The sequence below is a fragment of the Enterococcus sp. AZ191 genome (assembly GCF_051713845.1).
GTDB classification, from domain to species: domain Bacteria; phylum Bacillota; class Bacilli; order Lactobacillales; family Enterococcaceae; genus Enterococcus_B; species Enterococcus_B durans.
In genome coordinates, this window is sequence record NZ_JBIOQS010000001.1 from 2,492,051 (window position 1) to 2,514,166 (window position 22,116).

19 protein-coding genes, 1 pseudogene and 1 riboswitch are annotated in these 22,116 nt (G+C 38.1%); of the genes and pseudogenes, 7 read left to right on the plus strand and 13 right to left on the minus strand.

Features of this window, described 5'->3' with window-relative positions; genetic code table 11:
• Nucleotides 1-179 precede the first annotated feature (179 nt).
• Together IGI47_RS12075 and IGI47_RS12080 are read left to right on the plus strand one after the other, a co-directional pair.
• Nucleotides 180-1,895, plus strand: coding sequence for an ABC transporter ATP-binding protein (locus tag IGI47_RS12075; RefSeq protein WP_438784323.1), 1,716 nt, complete (start codon nucleotides 180-182; stop codon nucleotides 1,893-1,895).
• A gap of 1 nt (nucleotide 1,896) precedes the next feature.
• The gene (locus IGI47_RS12080; RefSeq protein WP_438784324.1) at nucleotides 1,897-3,660 is read left to right on the plus strand and encodes an ABC transporter ATP-binding protein; all 1,764 of its coding nucleotides are present in this window, start codon (nucleotides 1,897-1,899) and stop codon (nucleotides 3,658-3,660) included.
• 43 nt (nucleotides 3,661-3,703) lie between these two features.
• On the opposite strand, the gene IGI47_RS12085 is transcribed toward IGI47_RS12080, so the two are convergent.
• On the minus strand, nucleotides 3,704-4,240 hold the full coding sequence (locus tag IGI47_RS12085) for a folate family ECF transporter S component (protein ID WP_005876627.1): 537 nt from the start codon (nucleotides 4,238-4,240) through the stop codon (nucleotides 3,704-3,706).
• 37 nt (nucleotides 4,241-4,277) lie between these two features.
• Nucleotides 4,278-4,377: riboswitch (THF riboswitch) on the minus strand.
• Nucleotides 4,378-4,534: 157 nt separating this feature from the next.
• Entirely contained in the window at nucleotides 4,535-4,957 is a 423-nt protein-coding gene (mgsA, locus tag IGI47_RS12090) for a methylglyoxal synthase (RefSeq protein ID WP_123862599.1), read from the minus strand.
• Nucleotides 4,958-5,130: 173 nt separating this feature from the next.
• Here mgsA and IGI47_RS12095 point away from each other — a divergent pair, with 173 nt between their 5' ends.
• Entirely contained in the window at nucleotides 5,131-6,240 is a 1,110-nt protein-coding gene (locus IGI47_RS12095; RefSeq protein WP_438784325.1) for an ABC transporter ATP-binding protein, read from the plus strand.
• A 119-nt stretch (nucleotides 6,241-6,359) separates the two neighbouring features.
• Here IGI47_RS12095 and IGI47_RS12100 read toward each other — a convergent pair whose 3' ends face one another.
• From IGI47_RS12100 to IGI47_RS12120, 5 genes are all read right to left on the minus strand, one after another.
• On the minus strand, nucleotides 6,360-6,998 hold the full coding sequence (locus tag IGI47_RS12100; protein WP_438784326.1) for a hypothetical protein: 639 nt from the start codon (nucleotides 6,996-6,998) through the stop codon (nucleotides 6,360-6,362).
• 492 nt (nucleotides 6,999-7,490) lie between these two features.
• Nucleotides 7,491-8,369, minus strand: a complete 879-nt coding sequence (rsmA, locus tag IGI47_RS12105) for a 16S rRNA (adenine(1518)-N(6)/adenine(1519)-N(6))-dimethyltransferase RsmA (protein ID WP_438784327.1) — start codon at nucleotides 8,367-8,369, stop codon at nucleotides 7,491-7,493.
• Nucleotides 8,362-8,928, minus strand: a complete 567-nt coding sequence (rnmV, locus tag IGI47_RS12110) for a ribonuclease M5 (RefSeq protein WP_438784328.1) — start codon at nucleotides 8,926-8,928, stop codon at nucleotides 8,362-8,364. The genes rsmA and rnmV overlap by 8 nt, the downstream gene beginning before the upstream one ends.
• Nucleotides 8,921-9,697: a TatD family hydrolase gene (locus tag IGI47_RS12115; RefSeq protein ID WP_438784329.1), complete on the minus strand. Its 777-nt coding sequence runs from the start codon at nucleotides 9,695-9,697 to the stop codon at nucleotides 8,921-8,923. Before IGI47_RS12115 ends, rnmV begins: the two co-directional genes overlap by 8 nt.
• Nucleotides 9,698-10,068: 371 nt before the next feature.
• Entirely contained in the window at nucleotides 10,069-11,382 is a 1,314-nt protein-coding gene (locus IGI47_RS12120; RefSeq protein WP_438784330.1) for an APC family permease, read from the minus strand.
• Between the two features lie 171 nt (nucleotides 11,383-11,553).
• On the opposite strand from IGI47_RS12120, the gene IGI47_RS12125 reads away from it, so the two are divergent.
• The gene (locus tag IGI47_RS12125; RefSeq protein WP_311930759.1) at nucleotides 11,554-12,138 is read left to right on the plus strand and encodes a hypothetical protein; all 585 of its coding nucleotides are present in this window, start codon (nucleotides 11,554-11,556) and stop codon (nucleotides 12,136-12,138) included.
• A 621-nt stretch (nucleotides 12,139-12,759) separates the two neighbouring features.
• Here the strand turns inward: IGI47_RS12125 and metG are convergent.
• Entirely contained in the window at nucleotides 12,760-14,769 is a 2,010-nt protein-coding gene (gene metG, locus IGI47_RS12130; RefSeq protein WP_438784331.1) for a methionine--tRNA ligase, read from the minus strand.
• A 463-nt stretch (nucleotides 14,770-15,232) separates the two neighbouring features.
• On the opposite strand from metG, the gene IGI47_RS12135 reads away from it, so the two are divergent.
• Nucleotides 15,233-15,511 (plus strand): hypothetical protein, encoded by a 279-nt coding sequence (locus IGI47_RS12135; RefSeq protein WP_311930761.1) that lies wholly within the window; start codon nucleotides 15,233-15,235, stop codon nucleotides 15,509-15,511.
• Between the two features lie 101 nt (nucleotides 15,512-15,612).
• Entirely contained in the window at nucleotides 15,613-16,434 is an 822-nt protein-coding gene (locus tag IGI47_RS12140) for an NUDIX domain-containing protein (RefSeq protein WP_005880234.1), read from the plus strand.
• Nucleotides 16,435-16,589: 155 nt separating this feature from the next.
• Here the strand turns inward: IGI47_RS12140 and IGI47_RS12145 are convergent.
• The 5 genes and pseudogenes from IGI47_RS12145 to opp3b all read right to left on the minus strand — a co-directional run bounded on the left by IGI47_RS12145 (nucleotide 16,590) and on the right by opp3b (nucleotide 21,608).
• Nucleotides 16,590-17,596, minus strand: a pseudogene (locus tag IGI47_RS12145) (RNA-guided endonuclease TnpB family protein).
• A gap of 13 nt (nucleotides 17,597-17,609) precedes the next feature.
• Nucleotides 17,610-18,563: an ABC transporter ATP-binding protein gene (locus IGI47_RS12150; protein WP_104661846.1), complete on the minus strand. Its 954-nt coding sequence runs from the start codon at nucleotides 18,561-18,563 to the stop codon at nucleotides 17,610-17,612.
• Nucleotides 18,538-19,617, minus strand: coding sequence for an ABC transporter ATP-binding protein (locus IGI47_RS12155; RefSeq protein WP_438784332.1), 1,080 nt, complete (start codon nucleotides 19,615-19,617; stop codon nucleotides 18,538-18,540). Before IGI47_RS12155 ends, IGI47_RS12150 begins: the two co-directional genes overlap by 26 nt.
• 5 nt (nucleotides 19,618-19,622) lie before the next feature.
• On the minus strand, nucleotides 19,623-20,666 hold the full coding sequence (opp3C, locus tag IGI47_RS12160; RefSeq protein ID WP_438784333.1) for an oligopeptide ABC transporter permease: 1,044 nt from the start codon (nucleotides 20,664-20,666) through the stop codon (nucleotides 19,623-19,625).
• A complete protein-coding gene (opp3b, locus tag IGI47_RS12165; RefSeq protein WP_311930765.1) occupies nucleotides 20,667-21,608 on the minus strand; it encodes an oligopeptide ABC transporter permease in 942 nt (313 codons plus the stop codon).
• A gap of 82 nt (nucleotides 21,609-21,690) precedes the next feature.
• On the opposite strand from opp3b, the gene IGI47_RS12170 reads away from it, so the two are divergent.
• Nucleotides 21,691-22,038 (plus strand): DUF3899 domain-containing protein, encoded by a 348-nt coding sequence (locus IGI47_RS12170; RefSeq protein WP_311930766.1) that lies wholly within the window; start codon nucleotides 21,691-21,693, stop codon nucleotides 22,036-22,038.
• Nucleotides 22,039-22,116 lie beyond the last annotated feature (78 nt).

Genomic DNA, 22,116 nt, shown 5'->3' on the forward strand with positions numbered 1-22,116 from the left:
AAAGGCTTGTTCACTTTTCATTCTAAATTTCATAAGCTACAATGTGAGAGTACCTACTTATATATAGGAACGAATTCATTTAGATATCTTTATTGATATCCAATACGTTTAAGCAGCTAAAAAACCATTGCTTCTTTTCTAGATAGTGATTAGCTGAAAACTTTGTTAGGAGGAAACATATGATTCAATTATTACGTTATGCAAAAGATTATCGTAAACAGATCATTTTAGGTCCAGTTTTCAAGTTCTTTGAAGCTGTGTTCGAATTGATCCTGCCTCTTTTGATGGCGTCTTTGATCGATAATGGACTTAAAATGAACGATCGAGGAATGATTATCAAAATGGGGGTCTGGATGATCGCTATGTCAGTGATTGGCTTATTTTGTGCCATCATCTGTCAATATTACGCATCGGTTGCTTCCCAAGGGTTCGGTACCGAACTGCGCAATCAGCTAATCAAAAAAATCAATTCATTTTCACATAGTGAACTGAACCACTTTGGAACAGATACGCTGATCACACGAATGACAAATGATATCAACCAATTACAGCTGGCTCTCGCAATGGTCATCCGTTTGTTGATCCGTGCTCCTTTTTTAAGTATCGGCTCAGTAGTCATGGCATTTGTCATTGATTGGGAAGTGGGCTTATTTTTCTTAGCACTATTACCTATTTTTTCAGTTATTTTATATTTTATTATCAAAAAAACAATTCCTCTTTATCAAAAGGTACAAGAAAAACTAGATCGCCTAAACGCAACTGTTAGTCAAAATCTAAGTGGTGTACGTGTGATCCGTGCATTTTCTCGTACAGCTACAGAAATCGATACATTCAATAACGACACTGATGATCTGGCGAAGAATTATCTTCGTGTTTCAAATATTTCTGCTCTATTATCTCCTGCAACCACTTTGATTATGAACGTGGGGATCATCTGTCTATTGACCGTGGGGGGAATCAAAGTCAACATTGGTAATTTACAACAGGGACAAGTCTTAGCCTTGATCAATTATATGAATCAAATGTTATTGGCACTAATTGTCGTCTCTAATCTAGTGGTCATTTTTACAAGAGCCGAAGCTTCAGGAAATCGAATCAAAGAAGTGTTAGCCACAGAAAATACCATTGTTGATGCCGCTGAACCTCTTACTCCTGATTTCCACTCTCAGAATATGATCCAATTCGATCATGTTGATTTTCGCTATACACCAGATTCTGGCTTAGCCTTACAAGATATCACCTTCCAGCTAAAAAGAAAGACAGTCCTTGGGATCATTGGCCCTACTGGTAGCGGGAAAACCACATTGACTCAATTAATCCCTCGCTTCTATGATGTTAGCGCTGGTGCTATTTCCTTTGACGAAGTCGATGTACGTTCTTGGGACCTTGATTCTTTAAGACACCAAATTTCACAAGTACCACAGACTTCTGTCTTGTTTACTGGAACGATTCGTGAAAATCTACAATGGGGAAAACAAGAAGCTAGCGATGAAGAATGTTGGGAAGCTTTACGGATTGCACAAGCAGAAGGTTTCGTTCGCCAACTCCCTGAAGGTTTGGATACTAAAGTAATGGAGAACGGAAAGAATTTTTCCGGTGGACAAAAGCAGCGACTAACCATCGCACGTGCATTGATCGCCAAACCAGAATTGATTATCCTAGATGATTCGTTGAGCGCTCTTGATTACCAAACCGATCTAAATCTGAGAAAAGCGTTACAAACTTCATTGGACAGCACCGTAATCATTATCTCGCAACGGATCCGCTCGATTCAAGAAGCACATACGATTTTAGTAATGGATCAAGGAAAAATCGTGGCTCAAGGTACTCACGAAGACCTACTAGCGCATTCAGCAGAATACCGCGAAATCGTCGCCTCACAGGAGGAAGCATAGTATGAAAACAAAAAAAATCTCTTGGAAAATCCTTAGACGTTTTGTTCCTTATCTTACAGCTTATTCTAAAGACATTTGGTTAGCTATCCTGTTAGGAATCATCAATGGGATCGCGACTGTTGTTATGACCTTACAGATTGGTCAAAGTATCGATCAAATGATTGGTGTCGGTCAGGTAAGATTCACTAAGCTTTTCCACTTACTTTTACTATTTGGCGGTATCGTTTTGATCAATGTAGTCAGTCAGTGGCTGATCCAGGTCTTGAGTAACCGTCTAGCTTATCTTTCAGTAGCTAAACTTAGAAAAGATGCATTTTCTCGTCTGAATAAATTGCCCCTTCGCTACTACGATCAAAATTCTCATGGGAATATCGTCAGTCGTTTTACAAATGACATGGACAACATCTCCATTGCAATATCAGCCGCCTTCAATCAATTATTCGCAGGTGTAGCGATTATCGTTTTATCCTTTATCTTTATGTTAAGATTAAGTCCTTTGTTGACTTTGGTGGTTGTTTGTTCGACGCCAATCATCTTTCTGGTTAGTTGGATCGTAGCTCGAGCTTCTCAAAATGATTTCGACAATCAACAAAAGATCATTGGAAACATCTCTGGATTCGTTACCGAAAGAATCGGAAATCAAAAGATAATCAAAGCTTTCCAACAAGAAAAAGTGAATCAGCAACAATTTAGAGTATTGAACGCAGATCTCTATGAGAAAGGCCAACGTGCTCAATTTTCATCTTCATTAACCAATCCTTCTTCACGTTTTATTGATCATATGGCTTATCTATCTATCGGTTTAGTGGGTGGGTTGCTTGCGCTAAGAAGCGGGTCAGCGATCACTGTCGGTGTGATTTCAAGCTTTACGATCTACTCCAGTCAATTTTCAAAACCGTTCATTGAGCTTTCGGGTATCACTACTCAAATACAGACAGCTTTTTCTGGTTTAGAACGAGCGTTTGAATTGATTGACCAACCTGAAGAAACACCTGATGATCCAGATGCGTATGCTTTGAATCCAGACACGATCAAAGGAGAAGTCGTCTTCAATCATGTTTCTTTTTCCTATGAACCAAAACAACGTCTGATCGAAAATTTCAACTTCAAAGCTGAACCAGGTCAAACAATTGCGATCGTAGGAAAAACTGGTGCAGGAAAATCAACGTTAGTCAACTTATTGATGCGTTTTTATGAGACCACTTCTGGTTATATCACTATTGACGACTATGACATCAGACATATCCAAAGAGATACTTTACGAAAAAGCTTTGGTATGGTCCTACAAGACACTTGGTTATTTGACAGTACATTAAGAGAAAACCTTCAGTACGGCAAGCCAGACGCTAGTGATGAGGAAATCAATCAAGCCTTAAAAGCTTCTTATATGTATGAATTTGTCGAACGTCTGCCAGAAAAATTAGATACTAAAATTGGTGGACAAGGCCTTAAAATCTCTGATGGACAAAGACAACTATTGACCATTGCTCGTACAATGATCAGTAATCCGCCTATGCTGATCTTAGATGAAGCGACCAGTTCAGTCGATACATTGACCGAAAAGAAAATCCAAAATGCTTTTCTCGCCATGATGCAAGGAAAAACCAGTTTCGTCATTGCTCACCGTCTTTCAACAATCAAAAACGCCGACCAGATCCTTGTAATGGACCAAGGGGCAATCGTTGAGATGGGTACTCATGATGAACTGCTACAAAAAAATGGCTACTATCATCAGTTATACCAAGCACAATTTACAAAACAATAATAAAAAACAAGCAGTCTTCTGGGATGGGAAGACTGCTTGTTTTTTATTTTGCATGAATAGTTAAACTATTTAATATCTTTTTATATGGAATACTTCGTCCAACATAATAAATCGCTATGGACTGTAGAGGGATCCAAATCACTGTTTTTAAGAGACGAGGTGCCCAAACAACCCAACTAAATAATGGTACGTGGTACATCATCGCTAGCCATAACGGCGTCAAAATCAAGTTGATGATCAACGTGACACTCAAGGTAGCTAAGATCGCATTTTTCCAAGTGATTTCTTTTCGATAAAAAAAGAAACCATAAATTGCTCCTTCGATAAAGGCATTCAATGTAAATCCAATAAAGAAGGCTGTTTTTGAAAATAATGCCATTCCTACTAAGTCAGCTAATACCGCTCCAATCCCTGACCAGAAAGGACCAAACAAAATTCCCATGATCACTTGTGGAATAAAGGTCACACTGATCTTAATAAAAGGTGTTTCGATCGATACTAATCGGGATAGGGTGACCATCAGGGCGATCAACAATCCCATAATAGCGATCATACGTGCGTCTAATCTATTTTTCTTCATTTCCTAGCATCTCCTTTAAGAGCTGCTACACAATACATGCAGCGAATGCGAAAATAAAACCGCGAACAATTCTGTCCTTCGTCAAAGAGGCAACATCCCATCCTCTCAGCACTTAACGCTTTATTTCCTACTCTGATTATTTTGGGAAATCATTCCCAGGCAAACTATAGCATAGTTCACTAGTCACTGTAAATAAAAAAACATATATTTTCAAATATCCCTATTTCTAAGTTCGTGATTAGACGACATATTTCTGCACCAAATGGCATTATACTTTAAAAATACCGAATTTTATCAAAAAGATAATGGACGCTTTTCTAACTCATGCACGACTTTACGGAAATCTAAAAAACCAGCTTCTAATCCTCTCAGTAGTACTTCTGCTGTGCCAATATTTGTTGCGAGCGGAATCTCATAGACATCGGATAAACGAATCAGTGCAGTAACATCTGGTTCATGTGGTTGAGCTGCTAATGGGTCCCGTAAAAAAATCACTAAATCCAATTCATCTTCAGAAATCATCGCACCAATTTGCTGATCTCCCCCTAATGGCCCAGATTTAAAACGATGGACTTTCAAGCCAGTTGCTTCTGTGATTTTCGCACCAGTAGTGCCCGTAGCGAAAAGTTCATGTTTTTCCAATATTGCTTGATAAGCTGTTGCCAATTTGACCATCATCGGTTTCTTTCGGTCATGCGCGATCAACGCGATTTTCATCTCTATCACTCCTTCTTCTTGCCAAAAAATGTGTCCCTTTTCATTTTACATCAAAGATGAGCACATTGACCAAAATTTAAATCAATTGTTGTTCAATGTGACATAGAAAAAGATAACGCTTTCACATATAATTTGTTTAACGAATAAAACTAATAGAAAGCGTGGAATGACAAATGGTAGAAATGGCATTAAAACATGTATACAAGAAATATGACAACGCAGAAAACTATTCTGTAACCGACTTCAATTTATCGATCGATGATCGTGAATTCATCGTTTTTGTTGGGCCTTCTGGTTGTGGGAAATCAACAACATTGAGAATGATCGCGGGTCTAGAGGATATTTCAGAAGGTGAACTGAACATTGGTGGGAAAGTCATGAATGATGTAGCACCGAAAGATCGTGATATCGCGATGGTTTTCCAGAACTATGCCCTCTACCCTCACATGACTGTTTTTGATAACATGGCATTCGGTCTAAAATTGCGAAAATATGACAAAACAGATATCAAAAAACGGGTAGAAAATGCAGCAGAGATCCTAGGATTGACTGAATATTTGAAACGTAAACCAGCTGCATTATCTGGTGGACAACGCCAACGTGTCGCATTGGGACGAGCAATCGTCCGTGATGCAAAAGTATTCTTGATGGATGAACCATTGTCAAACTTGGATGCAAAATTACGGGTTGCCATGCGTGCAGAAATTGCGAAATTACATCAACGTTTAGAAACAACAACGATCTACGTGACCCATGACCAAACGGAAGCAATGACGATGGCTGACCGTATCGTTATCATGAAGGATGGTTTCATCCAACAAATTGGTACACCAAAAGAAGTATATGACACTCCTGTCAATATGTTCGTAGCTGGCTTTATTGGCTCACCTGCAATGAACTTCTTCCATGTGACTTTGAGCAATGGCGTGATCTCAGATGGCCATGGTTTGAAATTGAAAATACCTGAAGGAAAAAATAAAGTTTTAGTTGAAAAAGGTTATGAAGGAAAAGCAGTCATCTTCGGTATCCGTCCAGAAGACATCCACAGCGAGCAAGTCGCTTTAGAAGCTTCTCCAGAAGCCGTGGTCAACTCTGAAGTTGTCGTTTCAGAATTACTTGGTGCGGAGACAATGCTTTATACTAAGACAGGTTCTACTGAATTTATTTCTAAAGTCGATGCGCGTGATTTCCATAAACCAGGTGAAATGGTGGATCTAGCCTTCAATATCAGTAAAGGTCATTTCTTTGATAAAGATACAGAAGAAGTAATTACTTTACCTTAAAATCGCCCCCTTTAAGAATGGCACAGGATAACTCTTGTACCGTTCTTTTTTCCTTTTCAAAAATCAAAAGAAGAAAGCTTGCTGAGGATGAGTCCTCATAAACTTTCTTCTTTTGATGATCAGCTGATCATTTTAAGCGACTTTTTTAACTGTCTTGCCAATGATTTCTTTTTTTCTAATTGTTTTGCTTTAGTAAATATTGGGATATCGAAATATTTGCTCAATGTTCCTGCAACAAAGTAAGCAATATTATAATCTACTAAACTATGGATCAGGCCACCGACACCCATCAAAATAAATACGGTGTAAAAATAACCACCTGAATAATACGTTTCAGGCATATTCCCCATAAAGAAGAAGGCGCTGACGACTAACATTTCAGTAATCGAATGGATGATGCCGATCACCAGATTAAAACTTTGAAAACGCCAATTTGCTAATGTCACTTGACCGTCTTTCAAAACGATTCCTGGATTTTTTTGTAAGTACCATGCCCCAATAACGGCAAATACTAGATGCGATAATGCACGTAATGCAATAATGAATGGTGTAGATAAAAAGAAACCGAATGTTGTACCTAATGCGACAACAATTGCTACACCAGGTGAAAAAAATAAGGCAATAAATAATGGCACATGGGAAGCTAATGTAAAAGATGCTGGTGGAATCATGATTTTAGGCATCACCATCGGGATAATCACACCCATGCCAATCAATAATGCAGAAATCGTAAGTGTTCGTACTGAATTTTTTTTCATTTTTCCCTCTCCTAACATGTCTTGACACATAAATGTCGCCTTATTTTACCTTTATCTACATAATGTGTCAAGACACATGCGTCGAAAAAATGAATAATCATGAAATTAGTTCAATAAAAGAAAGAATGTGGGATAAATCTAAAAATCAGGTTTGCTACAGACTTCAAATAAACGGCGTCCAAAAGTCAGGTTTTTCGGAATTTTCAAAAAAGAGGCTGGGACAGAAGTGTTTAATTCCGAGAAATAAGAAGAAATCAACGAAAATTGCTTTTCAAATTTTTGTGAATTTCGGTTTATTTCCGAAAGAGTTGCTTCTGCTCTCACCGTTTATTCGTTTTTAAAGAATGAGACAAAAGTTTTTCTTACTTTTGTCCCACGCTCTTTCTCTCGAATTTCTCAAACCTAAACGACTTTTGTCTCGACCTCTTCTGTAGACGGAAATCTTTCGTTATGATTTTCCGGTTATCAAAATATTTCCGCTTGATTTACTTTTTAATTTTCTTCCAGCGCATTACTTAATGCTGCAAACTCTTCTAAAGATAATGTTTCTCCTCGACGTTTTGGATCGATATTCGCTTTTTCCAAACTTCTAGTTAGCCAAGTCTTCGTATCTTCTTCTTTCCCATAGGTTGCCTGTAAATTATTCCACAATGTTTTCCTTCTTTGTTGAAAAGCAGCCTTCGTCAATCGGAAAAAGGCTTTTTCATTGGTCACTTTGACCGCTGGTTCTGCTCTTCTCGTCAACTTCAAAATAGCTGAATCAACATTTGGTTGAGGAACAAATACTGTTTTTGGAACGATAAATGCTACGCTAGCTTCCATGTAGTATTGTACAGCGATGGACAAAGAGCCATATGCTTTGGTTCCTGGTTGAGCAGAGATCCGCTCTGCAACTTCTTTTTGTATCATCACGACCATTTCATCAACGACCAACTCTGACTCCAAAAAATGCATCATAATTGGCGTGGTAATGTAGTATGGAAGATTAGCAACCACTTTCAACGGCAATTCTGTGTCAAAATAGTCCATAGCGGCCTGTTGTAAATCAGTTTTCAAAATATCTTGATGGACCACAGTCACATTCGGATAAGGAGCCAGTGTATCTTCTAATACAGGAATCAAACGATCATCGATTTCAAAAGCAACGACTTGTTTGGCATTTCTGGCTAATTGCTCGGTTAAAGCACCAATTCCTGGGCCTACTTCGATAACATTCGTTTCTTCATTGATTTGACCCGTTTCTACGATTTTTCTTAAAATATTCGGTTCAGTCAAAAAATTTTGTCCTAAACTTTTTTTAAACGAAAAACCGTGTTTCAATAAAATCTCTTTTGTTCTAGAGGGTGTCGCAATATCACGGTGTTCACTCATGTTGTTCCTCCACTTTTTTCATTGCTTGTACAAATTCTTCTGGGGTGATCCGAAACATCTTCAAACGTTTTTCCAATTGCTTACCATTGGTATAGCCAATCCGCAATTGATCCCCTAATTTTTCGCGTTTTTCTTTTGCTTTCGCTCCAGCTATTAAACCATGAGCAACAAGAATCTGTCTAGTGATCTCAGTAGTTTCTTTTTCCTCAGCAGGAGTCACGACCTTTTTCAAGGCTTCTAATATTGCTTCATCACTTGCATGTTCTACACCAAGACTTCCCTGTTTACGTGGGCGTGCTTGTTTGCGCGGTAAAAATGCATGTTTGGCTTGTGGCACGACTTCCATGATCGTTTTCCGAATTTTTTCTCCCGAAAAATCTGGATCGGTGAAGATGATGACTCCTCGTGTTTCTTGGGCATGTTCGATTTGCATCAAAATATCTTCGTTGATTGCTGAACCGATAGTTTCGATCGTGTCAGCATCCACTACCTCTTGAAGTCTTCTAGTATCGTCTTTTCCTTCAACGACGATGATTTCTTGGATTTTTAACTTAGTCATTTTCATTTAACCTAAATAGACGATGTGCATTTTTCCATGTATGTCCAGCAACTTCTTCCAGCGTTAGTCCTCGTAATTCTGCAATTTTTTCAACAGTATAACGAGTATATCCCGGTTCATTTCGCTTTCCACGATAAGGGACTGGTGCCAAATAAGGAGCATCTGTTTCTACTAACAAGCGATCGAGCGGTACATTCATGGCTGCTTCCTGCACATCTGTCGCTTTTTTGAACGTTACGACTCCACTAAATGAGATGTGCATGCCTAAATCGAGGAATCGCTTTGCCCACTCAAAATCTCCGCTGAAACTATGCATGATCCCGCCAATATCACGAATATCTTCCTCTTTTAAAATCGCATACGTATCTTCAAGTGCTTCCCTTGTATGGATACTGATTGGCAAATTCATTTCTTTCGCAATCGCTATTTGTCGACGAAAAACTCTATCTTGGACCTCTTTAGGGTCTTCCATCCAATGATAGTCCAGACCGATTTCTCCTAGTGCAACAACTTTTGGCATTGTTAACTGTTCTTGTAATCTTTCTTCGACTTCCTTTGTATAACTGCCTGCTTCTGTTGGATGCCAGCCAATAATACTATATATGTTTGAATAATCATGACTAAGCTGCAGTGATTTGTCGATGGTTGGCGTATCAAAGCCCACAACAGCCATTTTAGTCACGCCCAATTCGTTTGCGCGTTCAATCGTTTCTGGAATATCGTCATTGAATTGTTCCACATTTAAATGGGTATGAGAATCAAATATCATCTTCTATCTCTCCTTTTCTTCATTACTTTAGCATATAAGCAGCTATGGCAGAAGTATTAAAACTAAAAATCAAGATTTATTTTTAGAAAAATAATTTTTTATGGAAAAAGCATGAGGGACAAATCTAAAAATCAGTGTTCTACAAACTCTCGAATAAACGGCGTCCAAAAATCGGGTTTTTCGGAAATTTCAAAAAAAAAAAAAAAAAAAAACGAGCAATACCAAAAGCGTATTGTTCGTTTTTTTCTCCAATTTCTCAAACCTAAACGACTTTTGTCTCGACCTCACTAACGACAAATGGTAGAAACAAAAAGCAACTCCTTCTTTTTTTGTAGCTGAAAACTCCTATTCCAGTCTTTCATTCAGCTATTCTATATGTGTTTGTTTTTATAAAAATAAACCGGTATTCCTAATAAAGTCACGACAATCCCAATCATCGCAAGCCCTGTCTGAGTGAATAACGTCATGCCCAAAATAAAGACAGCTCCCACGATCGCAATCAAAGGAATAACAGGGTATAAAGGAACTTTATAAGGTCGAGGCAAATCAGGTTGTTTCTTCCTTAAAACAAATACTCCGACAAAAATAAGTAGGCTAAACAACCACATCACAAATATCAACATATCTGTTAATAAATCAAATGAACCCACTGTCATCATGATACAAGCAATCACTAACTGAAAGATAGCTGGTGTATAAGGTACTGTAAATTTCTTTGAAAGTTTTGTCAGCTGGTTGCTGAAAGGTAGCTCATTTTCTAATGCCATCGCATAAGGAACGCGTATTCCTGTAAGCGTATAGCCGTTCAATGCACCATAAACAGAAATCAAGATACCAATTGTCACGATTTTCCCGCCAATTTGACCAAAAATAACACCAGAAGCATCTGAAGCAGCATTGAGATTCCCTGCAATTTGATCAATAGGCAGTGTTTTTAGGAACACATAGTTGATCAATAGATAAACGACTGTGACAAAACTCAAGCCCAAAATAATTGCTTTCGGTAGGTCCTTTTCTGGATGCTTCATCTCACCAGCCATTGCGCCGACACCTAGCCAACCATCATAAGCAAACAACGTTGCCAGTAACGCACTACTCAATCCTTGCGCAAATGAAACATCTTTTCCTGATTCGATCGGTAATAATTGCACAGTGCCATTGCCAGGAGTAAGCAACCCCCAAATCACGATAACTGCAAGTGGGATCAACTTGATCACTAAGGTAGCAGATTGCACAGTCGTTCCTACTTTGGTACCAAGCAAATTCAGACCTGTGATCGAAATTGCTGTGATAATAGCAATAAATAGTAAATAATCCGTGGATAATTGTAATAAATTGATCAATTGTGTAGCAAAGATGATGGACAGTGCAGCAATATTTGCTGGAAAATAAATCAAGCTTTGTGACCATCCAAGTAAGAAACTAGGCAATTTTCCATAGGCCGCTTCGATATATTTTACAGCACCACCAGTTTCAGGAATCGCGGTAGCAAGTTCTGCTACGGTCAACCCCGCACAGATTGTCAAAAATCCACCTAGTAACCATACCAATAACGTCAAACTAGTAGACTGTGTACTTGCGGTCACTGCTGCAGTTTTAAAGAAAACCCCTGCGCCGATAACCGTCCCCATTACAGTCGCTAATGCACCAAACAAATTAATCTCACGTTTCAACTTACCTTTCATTCGCATCCCCTTTTTCGATTAGATTTTAGTATAACCTCCAGTATAACGGAGAATATTTCACTTTACCATTACTTTTCAGAAATTTTTACTGTAAATATCCCTCTTTGGGCGGAGGTATCCTAGTAAAATGTTCGTTATACTAATGAGTATGATACTAAAGGAGGGGGATTCATGGATTTTAGACGTTCTTATCCAAAAATAGCCGATTTTTTAGAAAAAAAAGAGCCAATTACTAGAAAAAATCAACTGCATTCTCGCTGGCATTGGTTTAGCTTGATCCTATTCGGGCTATTGACTGTTGCTACTTTTACCCAACAAATCTTTTTACTACTTGTTTCTATAGCGGTCGTTGCTTTACTAAAAGGACCAGGAATGATCTTTTTGGGCACGATCTATGCTTTCTTGGTAGGCTTATTCCCACCAATCGGCATCGTTTTGTCCGCTATTTTTTTCTTACTGAATCTGGGGACATTAGCCAAAAACTGGCGACTCTCATTAACAGGATTCTTTTTTTATGGCTATCCGATTGCTGCGATGTTTCTAAGAGTTTGGAGAAATTGGGACAATATTTGGTTTCTCACTGGGAGCTTAGCCATTGGCTTGCTTGTGCTCCACCTTCTCCTGACAAAAATTTACCAACGGTATGGAATCGGTAGAACGATTTTTTGGTATCTTTTCTCGCTACCCTTTGTTTTTCTGACGGCCCTTTTGCCAAAACGTTTAAAAAGAAGAATCAAGCTTCTACCAAAATCATGATCGATCACTATTCTTAAGTCAGAGATACGCAAAATAGGAAAAATTATTTTGCATATCTTTGGCTTATTTTTTATGCTTTTTCAGCTATTCAATAATTAAAATAGGCTGCTTCATTCATTTAGGACAGGAATAACTGATTTTAGGACAATCCATCCATTCAGGATAACAACTTTGTTAATCTATAAAAAGAACGGATACTTAAAGACCGTATTGTCAAGTTACTGGTCTCAGAACAATCGCTCCTCTCTCTGATAGGAAAGAAGAAAGATTTTGGAAAATAACACACCCTTTTTTTCAACGATCTAGATCGACTTTCATGAAACATCTTAGAATTTCTATCAACGTACTATTCATCATAAATTGGTTCCAAAGAAATGAGTGGATGAGAAAATTCAGAAACAACAAAAAAGAGACTGAGACAACACGTGTCTCAGTCTCTTCTAGTCTCTCTAAAAACGGATAAACGGTGAGACAAACGTCGCATCTTCGGAAAATAAGCCGAAATTCACCAAAAATTTGAGAAACAATTTTCGAAAAATCCCTTCTTATTTCTTGATGTGAAACACTTTTGTCTCAATCTCCTTTCCAGCATCGAATCATCTGTACTGGACTTTTTCTTAACTAAGCGATCTCTGAACCATTTGGCATTGATTTAGGTGCTTCTACTACTTGTAAAGAGCCGTCTGGTGCTTCCGCTGAAAGAATCATTCCTTGGCTGATTTGGCCACGCATTTTACGTGGTTTCAAATTCGCTACAATCACTAATTTTTTCCCTATCAATTCATTTGGATCAGGATAAAATTCTGCGATACCAGATAAAATTTGTCGATCTTGACTATCGCCTGCGTCTAAACGGAATTGCAATAGCTTATCTGCACCTTCAACTTTTTGACAGTTGATCACTTCTGCTACTTTCAATTCTACTTTTTCGAAAACATCAAATTTAATTTGTTTTTCTTTCATAGAAACTAGTTCAGTTTCTTCAGGATCCCACTTTACTGTATCTTCATTTGTCTGAGTGCCTTCAGACATTTTTCCTTTGATATAGCTGACTTCTTCTTCCATGTCTAAACGTGGGAAGATCGGTGTTCCTTTTGAGACCACTTTTGTACCAGAAGGAAATTCACCGAAGTGTAGTCCTTCAAGATTCATCATTTCAGGATCCAATCCTAATTGAGTAAAGATTTTTGTTGGTGTTTCTGTCATGATCGGTTGTAACAGAATCGCTGTGATACGTAGAGATTCTGCCAAATGGATCATCACACTATCCAATTCTTTTTTCTTTTCCTCATCTTTGGCTAATACCCATGGTTCTGTTTCATCGATATATTTATTTGCACGAGAAATCAACACCCAAATCTCAGCCAACGCGGTATTGAATTCCATTTTTTCCATTGCATCATGGTAACGTCCAACGACATTCGCAGCAGTTGTAGATAATTCACTATCAAATGGCGTCACCAAAGAAGCATAATCAGGTACGACTCCATCACAATATTTATTGATCATCGCAACCGTACGATTTAAGAGATTCCCCAAGTCATTGGCTAAGTCATAATTGACGCGCGATACAAAATCTTCTGGTGTGAATACGCCATCAGAACCGAATGGTACTTCACGTAACAAGTAATAACGTAATGCATCCAAGCCATAACGCTCAACCAACATTTCTGGGTAAACGACATTGCCTTTTGATTTAGACATCTTACCGTCTTTCATCAATAACCAGCCATGTCCAAAGACTTTTTTAGGTAATGGCAAGTCTAAGGCCATCAACATGATTGGCCAATAGATCGTATGGAAACGTACGATTTCTTTTCCAACCATATGAACATCTGCTGGCCAGTATTTTTGGAACAAGCTATCATCGTCTGAACCATAGCCTAGCGCCGTGATATAATTGACTAGAGCATCGATCCATACATAGACCACATGTTTGGGATTATTTCTCACTGGAACACCCCAAGTGAAAGTAGTTCTTGAAACTGCAAGGTCTTCTAGACCAGGTTTGATGAAGTTGTTGATCATTTCGTTTTTACGAGATTCCGGTTGAATAAATTCCGGATGTTCTTCATAATACTGAAGCAAACGATCGGCGTATTTACTCATACGGAAGAAATAAGATTCTTCTTTGACTAGTTCTACTTTATGACCACTTGGTGCTTTACCACCGATCACGTTGCCTTCTTCATCTCGATAGACTTCCGCTAATTGCGTTTCTGTAAAGAATTCTTCATCGGAGACAGAATACCATCCTTGATACTCACCAAGATAGATATCCCCTTTTTCTAGTAGACGATCAAATACTTTTTGGACTGCTGCTACGTGATAATCATCTGTTGTACGAATAAATTTATCGTAGCTGATATCAAGTGTCTTCCATAATTTCTTGACATCTGCAGCCATCTTATCCACATATTCTTGTGGTTCCACACCTAATTCTGCTGCTTTTTTTTCTATTTTTTGACCGTGTTCATCCACCCCAGTTAGATAAAACACATCAAAGCCCATCAATCGCTTATAGCGGGCAACTGCATCACAGGCAATTGTAGTATAAGAATTCCCAATATGAAGTTTCCCACTTGGATAATAGATTGGCGTAGTAATATAAAAAGTTTCCTTTTCTGCCATGGGGCTCTTCCTCCTTTATCGCATGATGCGAATTCGTTTCCTTGCTAGTATACCATAAAACAAATAGACTGTTACCATTTTTTCGTTAGCACGCAACAAATGAAACACATCTACCGATTTTTTTCATTTGAAAACATGCTATAATAAAAAAGGGTTGGAAAGACCCCTTTTTCTATTCAATAAATCATACCTTTACTGAATTTTTTGAAAACATTCGATCATACGTATCGATTTGAAGTACGGGGTTCTAATATTAAGCTCTTGGCATGAACACTTAGGAATAACAGCGATCATTGCATGCCCTGACTAGTTGGTTCACATCCATACTTTTTTACGATCGAACATCAAGGGCGTTTTTTACTTATGCCATCTTTTCTCGTAAAAATCACTACAACTTTTACACTATTTATTACCATTCATATCATTTAGATAAACTATTTGACCAAGAGAGGTTGGAATCATAATGAAAAAAAAGCATCTTTATTTCGCTATCAGTATCGCAATTCTTTCACTTGTGCATTTATTGTTCAGCTATTTTTATGTACGCATGTATGGCTATTTTAATCTCCACGGAAATTTGAATAGTTTTTTGTTGGTTTCTCAAATACTCCGTTTTGTCTTGGATGCCTATATCATTGTTTGTAGTTTTTTTGCCATCCGAGAAGAAAAACAAAAAATATTGCCTTTTTACTTACTGTTCTTTCTATTTAATTTGATTCTGCCATTTTTATTTCATGTGTAACTAAACAGCTATTTTTCCATAGGAAATCTTTGGTTTTCTGATAGAGTCTGCTACAATGAAGTAAAAAGGACCCTGCAATCGAGCTAGAAGGAGGACATATAATGAAACAGTTTGCTTCTAAAGAAGAAGAAAAACAATATTATGAACATGAAGCAAGTGAAGCTGATTTTCTTGCTTGGTATCAAAAGCAAGAACGGCCAGAGTATGATAAGCCTTCTTTGACTGTCGATATCGTCTTAATGTGCTATAACAAAGAAGAAGATCAACTAAAAATCTTGCTCATTCAAAGAAAAGGACATCCTTATCGCAACTCATGGGCACTACCTGGTGGATTCGTACAAAAAAATGAGTCTACAGGAGAAAGTGTACTACGAGAAACCAAAGAAGAAACTGGCGTAGTGATCTCCCAAGAAAACATCGAACAACTCCATACGTTCAGTACACCTAATCGCGATCCGCGTGGCTGGGTCGTAACTGTTAGTTATTTAGCATTTATTGGGGAAGAGCCTTTGATTGCTGGAGATGATGCAGAGGAAGTCCAATGGTTCACATTGGAACGTCAAGGAAACAAGATCCATCTAGCCAGTGATGATGTCGCTATTTCTTTGGATTTACTGACCGGTGAGTCCTCTGGTAAAGACACTTTGGCATTTGACCATAGCGAGATCATCCTCAAAGCCTTTAATCGTGTGGTAAATAAAATGGAGCACGAACCCCAAGTACTCCAAGTTTTAGGAAAAGATTTTACGATTACTGAAGCGAGAAAAGTTTTTGCAAAATTCTTAGGCATCGATTTCAAAATGATCGACCATTCTAATTTTAAAAAAGCAATGCTTCAATATTTCGATGAGATCGGTGAACGCCCCGTCGGTATTGGCCGCCCATCCAAAATCTACCAGCTAAAGCCAGGGAATGACGAGTAAAACAAAAAGCAGAAAGAACAAAAGTGAGTCTTTTGTTCTTTCTGCTTTTTGTTTTATCATAATTAGTGAGCTTTTCTTTAAAGAAAATTCCTAGAAACAAAAACAAGTTATGTTTTTTATTAGTAAGGCGATCCCTGGCACCCCTACCAGTTCGATTATTCAAAAATCACTTGTTTACCGATTTTTTCTAACTCCATACTTTTTTTGTCAGGTGGTTCATTCAATTGCTCGTTCACATTGATAAAAAGCAATGTTTTATTGTACCACTGCGCTTTATATCGCAATTTTATAATCAATTTATACCAATCTTGCAACTGAAAATCGGCTGAAGAAAGTTCAGATGGAACAGCTTCAACAAATAAGTAATCATAATTGCGGATCAAATTACTAGATACTCTTTCCAAGTAATCTTCTTTTTGTAATTTTTGTTTCTGATAAAGATCCATTACTTTTCTCTTTTGTTTCTGATAATTTCTAGCATTTTCCAAACGAGCTTTTCTTTTTTGAGCTGCTTTACTTTTAATCACCAGTTTTCTCTTGGCAACTTTCATCTTATCTCTCGTTTGCCTGAACAATGGCATTTGTACTTCAACTGGTGATGAAGTTTCCACCAATTTCTTTGGATCATACGCTACCCCTAGCCATCGATTAGTAGTTGGCACTCCAGATATTTGTACTTCACAAAGTAAAGAAACATAGAAACTTTCATTATACCGTGCTGAAATCGTCGCTGACCGTATAACACCTTCTACCGGACGATGTAGTCTCACTTGGATCAGCTCTTTTTGTTTCGGCAGTTTCAAGTACTTATCTTCCAAATAAATCGTTCCTTTTTGATTATTTGTTGTATAAGACTGCCACATACTTTTTTTGTTCTTCAGTTTAGGGAAACTAGCACGCCCCTTGAAATAATTTCGAAAAGCGCGGTCTAAATTTAATTGGGCATTTGCTAATGCTAAGCTATCTGCTGATTTTAAAAATGCGTATTTTTTTTTAATGTTGCAGGTGTCATCGAATAATCGATGGCACCTGTTCTCGCATAACTTTCCTGTCGTGCTTTTAGCAGATGGTTATACGTAAAACGCACACAACCAAAATTTTGGATGAACCATTCTTTTTGTGAAGCAGTCGGGTAAATTCGGAATTTAAAGGCTTTTAGCATAAGCATTTACCTCCTAATTTGTGACAAGTAAGGCTTCCTTTTGCCGTTTTAATTTTTTTGAATAATAAGGTACTTCTTGTTCCGTAGCATAGACAAAATGTTCAGGAGCAATCTCTCTTAATGCTCGCACTTGTCCATCATCTGGCTCCGATTGATATTTGATTCGTTTGCGCTGTCTTTCATGATCAGGATCTGGTAATGGAATAGCAGATAGCAGACTTTCTGTATAAGGATGCACGCCATGGTTATAGATTTCATCACTAGTTCCCATTTCCAATAAACGTCCATTGTGCATCACGCCGATCCGATCGCTGATATGTTTTACCATAGACAAATCATGGGCGATGAACAAATAAGTTAATTGATGCTGTTTTTGCAGATCTTGTAAAAGATTGACTACTTGCGCCTGGATCGAAACGTCTAATGCTGAGATAGGTTCATCACAAATAATGAAGCGTGGTTCGATTGCCAAAGCTCGTGCAATCCCGATCCGCTGACGTTGACCACCTGAAAATTCATGTGGATAACGGGTACCATGTGTAGGGTTCAGTCCGACGGTTTTTAGCAATTCATCTACTTTTTTTGAACGTTCTTCTGGTGTTTTAGCTAAACCATTGACATCGATTCCTTCTGCAATGATATCTCGAACTTTCATTCGTGGATTTAAAGAAGCATATGGATCTTGGAAAATCATTTGGACTTCATGACGAAACAGGCTCATTTCTTTTTTGCCCTTGATTTTCGTGACATCTTTCCCGTCAAATAAAACTTCGCCACCTGTTGGTTCATTCAAGCGAATGATCGTGCGACCCGTTGTAGATTTACCGCTCCCAGATTCCCCTACTAATCCAAAGGTTTCTCCTTCATAGATATGAAAACTGATATCGTTTACTGCATGCACTTCATTTTTCTTGCCAATGTTGAAGTACTGTTTTAATCCTTTAACTTCGAGCAGTTTCTTTTGCATCAATCATTCCCCCTTGGCTTGCTTGTTTTTTTTCTTTGAAAATAGCCCAGCGTCGTTTGATTTCTTCAGGTGGATTCACCTTAGGCGCTTGAGGAGCTAACAGCCAAGTCGCTGCTTTGTGCGTTTTTGATAATTCAAAAAATGGTGGTTCTTGTTCTGCATCGATTTTTAATGCATATTCATTCCGAGGATAGAAAGCATCCCCTTTTGGTGGATTCAATAAATCCGGTGGTGAACCTGGAATAGCATATAAGCGATCATTTACACTATCCAAAGTTGGCATAGAACCCAATAACCCCCATGTATAAGGGTGTTGAGGATTATAAAAAATTTCTTCCGAGGTACCTACTTCGATGATCTTCCCACCATACATCACTGCTACACGGTCAGCGACATTTGCTACGACACCTAAATCGTGGGTGATGAAAATGATCGATGTATCGATTTTTGTTTGGATCTCTTTTAGAAGTTCGATGATCTGTGCTTGGATCGTTACATCTAGTGCAGTAGTTGGTTCGTCAGCAATCAGGATCTGTGGATAACAAATCAAAGCGATCGCAATAACGATCCGTTGACGTTGACCACCAGAGAATTGATGCGGATAGCTATTGATCCGTCTTTCTGCTTCAGGAATCCCAACTAATTTTAGTAAGTCTAATGCAGCTTTTTTACCATCTTTCTTCGAGACCTTGTTATGCTTACGTAAAGATTCAGCAACTTGTTTGCCAATCGTCATCGTAGGATCAAGAGAAGTCATTGGATCTTGGAAAATCATCGCAATTTCTTTCCCACGAATCTTTTGCATTTCTTTTTCTGTTTTGCCAACGATATTTTCGCCTTTGAATAAGATTTCTCCAGAGTCGATATTTGCGTTGCTTGATAATAATCGCATGATACTTCTAGTCGTGACTGATTTTCCGCTTCCGGATTCACCTACGATCGCCAATGTTTCGCCTTTATTTAAATGAAAATTGACGCCACGGATTGCTTGGACTTTTCCAGCATACGTATCAAATGAGATTTCTAAATTTTTTACTTCTAGAATTTTCGTCATATTACTCACTCTTTCATTTTAGGATCAAAGGCATCACGTAAGCCATCAGCTAGTAAGTTAAAGGCAATCATGATAACCGATAAGGTTGCCGCAGGAATCCATAGCAGATATGGTAGATACAAGAATGTCTTGTAGCCATCGCTAAGCATTGTTCCTAAAGAGGCAGATGGTGGTGTTAACCCTAATCCGATGAAACTTAAGAAAGCTTCAAAGAAAATAGCGGATGGAATACTGAACATCATTTGGATGATGATCACACTTGAGATATTAGGTAAGATATGTTTAAAAGCAATTTTCAATTTAGACTCGCCTAATGTCATTCCAGCTAGTACATATTCTTGGTCTTTTAATTTCATTGTTTGCGCACGAACGATCCGTGCCATCGGAATCCAGTTAGTGATTGCCATTGCTGCTACTATGGAGAAAATCCCTGGTTCAAACACCACGAGCATCAAAATCATCACAACTAAATTAGGAATACCTGAAAGGATTTCTAAGAAACGTTGCATTGCATTGTCCACACGGCCACCTAATAGTCCTGAGATTAAACCATAAGCCACTCCAATAGTCACATCTAAAATTGCTGCAATAAATGCAATCAATAAAGAAATACGTGTGCCCATGAATAAACGGCTCAATACATCACGACCTAAACCGTCTGTTCCTAAGAAGAAATTCGTATTTGCCGGAACATTGGCTTGTGCATATTTATCAACTAACTCGCCGCCTACCATGGCTTTTCCGTTCAACCCATTGATATCGATCCCTGGGATACGCGGAGGTAAGTTGATATATTCCACATTTTGTGCAGTTGGATCATGGGGTGAAACAAAAATCGTTACGATCGAGATCAAGATGATAATCACTAATAAGATCATTGAAACGACTGCCGCTTTATTTTTTTTCAAACGACGCCAAGAATCTTGAATGAAGTTCAATGAAGGTGTGGTGATTTGCTCACGTTCTTCTTCAGTATTTTTTTGTAACGGTAGAAACTCATCTGCAGGAATGTCAGCAATTGTTTCATACTTTTTGGGTATCATTTCCATTTAGCTTCGACTCCCTTCAGAAACTCGGATTCTTGGATCAACTAAACCATAAAGTAAGTCAACTACCAGAATAACGAAAATCAACATAAATGAATAAAGAATAGTTACTGCCATGATCGTTGGATAATCATTCGTCGTGATCGATTTTACAAATTGCTCCCCAATCCCTGGAATCGCAAAGATGTTTTCTACTACTAGCGATCCAGTCATCAATCCAACAGCTAATGGTCCTAAGAGTGTCATCAAAGGAATCAGACTGTTACGAAGTCCATGTTTGAAAGCAATCTCCCAACGACTCAATCCTTTTGCTCGTGCTAATTCCACATAATCACTATGCAACACTTCAACCATCTCAGTTCGGATGAATCGAGCAGAATCCGCTAACGGCGACATAGCTAATGCGATGGTTGGTAAAATCGTATAAGCGAAACCATCCCATTTCGCAATCGGTAATACATGTAATTTAATTGCAAAAATATATTGAAGTAATACTGCAAAAACAAAGTTAGGAATTGAACGGCCTAAAATTGCGACTAATGTTGCAGAAGTATCTGCCCACGTATTTTGCTTCATTGCGGAAATCGTACCCAGGATCGTACCAATCACTGTTCCGAAGATAATTGCCTGTAGTCCTAATTGTAGAGAAGGTCCAACACGTCCAGCTAACAAATGTGAAACTGGTTGATTTTTAAATTGGAATGAGATCCCGAAATTGCCATGCAATAAATTGGAAAGATAGATCCCATATTGGACAACCACTGGTTTATCCAACCCTACTTGTTTATTCAGCATTGCGACGGTTTCAGGACTTAAACGTTCTTGGTTTGTGTATGGTGTACCTGGTAATAATTGCATTAGAAAGAAAGTAATCGTTGCAATCAACCAAAGCGTGATGACCATAAAAAAGACACGTTTCAATACATATTTTATATAACTATTCACTACTATTTCCCCCTAGCTTTTGACTTCTGACAAATGTTTCGCTACATTATTAATAATGAACCAAAGATAAAGGAGCAAATGAATGAAGAAAAAATATTTCCCCTATACACTTGCCGGTGTATTGATTATTCTGATCATTATAAAGAATAGCCTGAACCATCAAGTAACACTTATTCAATTATCGAATGATTTATTTTTATGTGCGTTGCCGTTTTTGATTATCGGCGGATTTCTATGGGTTTTTTCCTCGGGTTTCTTTGATCATTTTCAACGATCCATCTATTTAGCCCGAACAAGAAACCGCAAGAAAAAACCAGAATTTTCTTCACTCTCGTCTGCCAGCTATGGTATGTATACCTTTTGGCTGATCATTGCCGGAATCTTGCTTGCTCTTTCTATCGTATTGCTAGTTTTTGCGTTGATCCTTTAAGTAACGATAATCATTAGTTAAAGAGACGGAGATTGGGACATATGTCTCAATCTCCAATTCGCCTATTTTTTCAAAACC

What these genes read in the sequence shown, in the direction of transcription:
- mgsA (WP_123862599.1), bottom strand. Translation starts at nt 4,957, where the DNA reads ATGAAAATCGCGTTGATCGCGCATGACCGAAAGAAACCGATGATGGTC.
- IGI47_RS12170 (WP_311930766.1), top strand. Translation starts at nt 21,691, where the DNA reads ATGAAGAAAAAATATTTCCCCTATACACTTGCCGGTGTATTGATTATT.
- rsmA (WP_438784327.1), bottom strand. Translation starts at nt 8,369, where the DNA reads ATGAGTGAACACCGTGATATTGCGACACCCTCTAGAACAAAAGAGATT.
- IGI47_RS12140 (WP_005880234.1), top strand. Translation starts at nt 15,613, where the DNA reads ATGAAACAGTTTGCTTCTAAAGAAGAAGAAAAACAATATTATGAACAT.
- opp3C (WP_438784333.1), bottom strand. Translation starts at nt 20,666, where the DNA reads ATGGAAATGATACCCAAAAAGTATGAAACAATTGCTGACATTCCTGCA.
- IGI47_RS12150 (WP_104661846.1), bottom strand. Translation starts at nt 18,563, where the DNA reads ATGCAAAAGAAACTGCTCGAAGTTAAAGGATTAAAACAGTACTTCAAC.
- rnmV (WP_438784328.1), bottom strand. Translation starts at nt 8,928, where the DNA reads ATGACTAAGTTAAAAATCCAAGAAATCATCGTCGTTGAAGGAAAAGAC.
- IGI47_RS12085 (WP_005876627.1), bottom strand. Translation starts at nt 4,240, where the DNA reads ATGAAGAAAAATAGATTAGACGCACGTATGATCGCTATTATGGGATTG.
- IGI47_RS12075 (WP_438784323.1), top strand. Translation starts at nt 180, where the DNA reads ATGATTCAATTATTACGTTATGCAAAAGATTATCGTAAACAGATCATT.
- IGI47_RS12095 (WP_438784325.1), top strand. Translation starts at nt 5,131, where the DNA reads ATGGTAGAAATGGCATTAAAACATGTATACAAGAAATATGACAACGCA.
- IGI47_RS12135 (WP_311930761.1), top strand. Translation starts at nt 15,233, where the DNA reads ATGAAAAAAAAGCATCTTTATTTCGCTATCAGTATCGCAATTCTTTCA.
- IGI47_RS12120 (WP_438784330.1), bottom strand. Translation starts at nt 11,382, where the DNA reads ATGAAAGGTAAGTTGAAACGTGAGATTAATTTGTTTGGTGCATTAGCG.
- IGI47_RS12115 (WP_438784329.1), bottom strand. Translation starts at nt 9,697, where the DNA reads ATGATATTTGATTCTCATACCCATTTAAATGTGGAACAATTCAATGAC.
- IGI47_RS12125 (WP_311930759.1), top strand. Translation starts at nt 11,554, where the DNA reads ATGGATTTTAGACGTTCTTATCCAAAAATAGCCGATTTTTTAGAAAAA.
- IGI47_RS12080 (WP_438784324.1), top strand. Translation starts at nt 1,897, where the DNA reads ATGAAAACAAAAAAAATCTCTTGGAAAATCCTTAGACGTTTTGTTCCT.
- IGI47_RS12100 (WP_438784326.1), bottom strand. Translation starts at nt 6,998, where the DNA reads ATGAAAAAAAATTCAGTACGAACACTTACGATTTCTGCATTATTGATT.
- IGI47_RS12155 (WP_438784332.1), bottom strand. Translation starts at nt 19,617, where the DNA reads ATGACGAAAATTCTAGAAGTAAAAAATTTAGAAATCTCATTTGATACG.
- metG (WP_438784331.1), bottom strand. Translation starts at nt 14,769, where the DNA reads ATGGCAGAAAAGGAAACTTTTTATATTACTACGCCAATCTATTATCCA.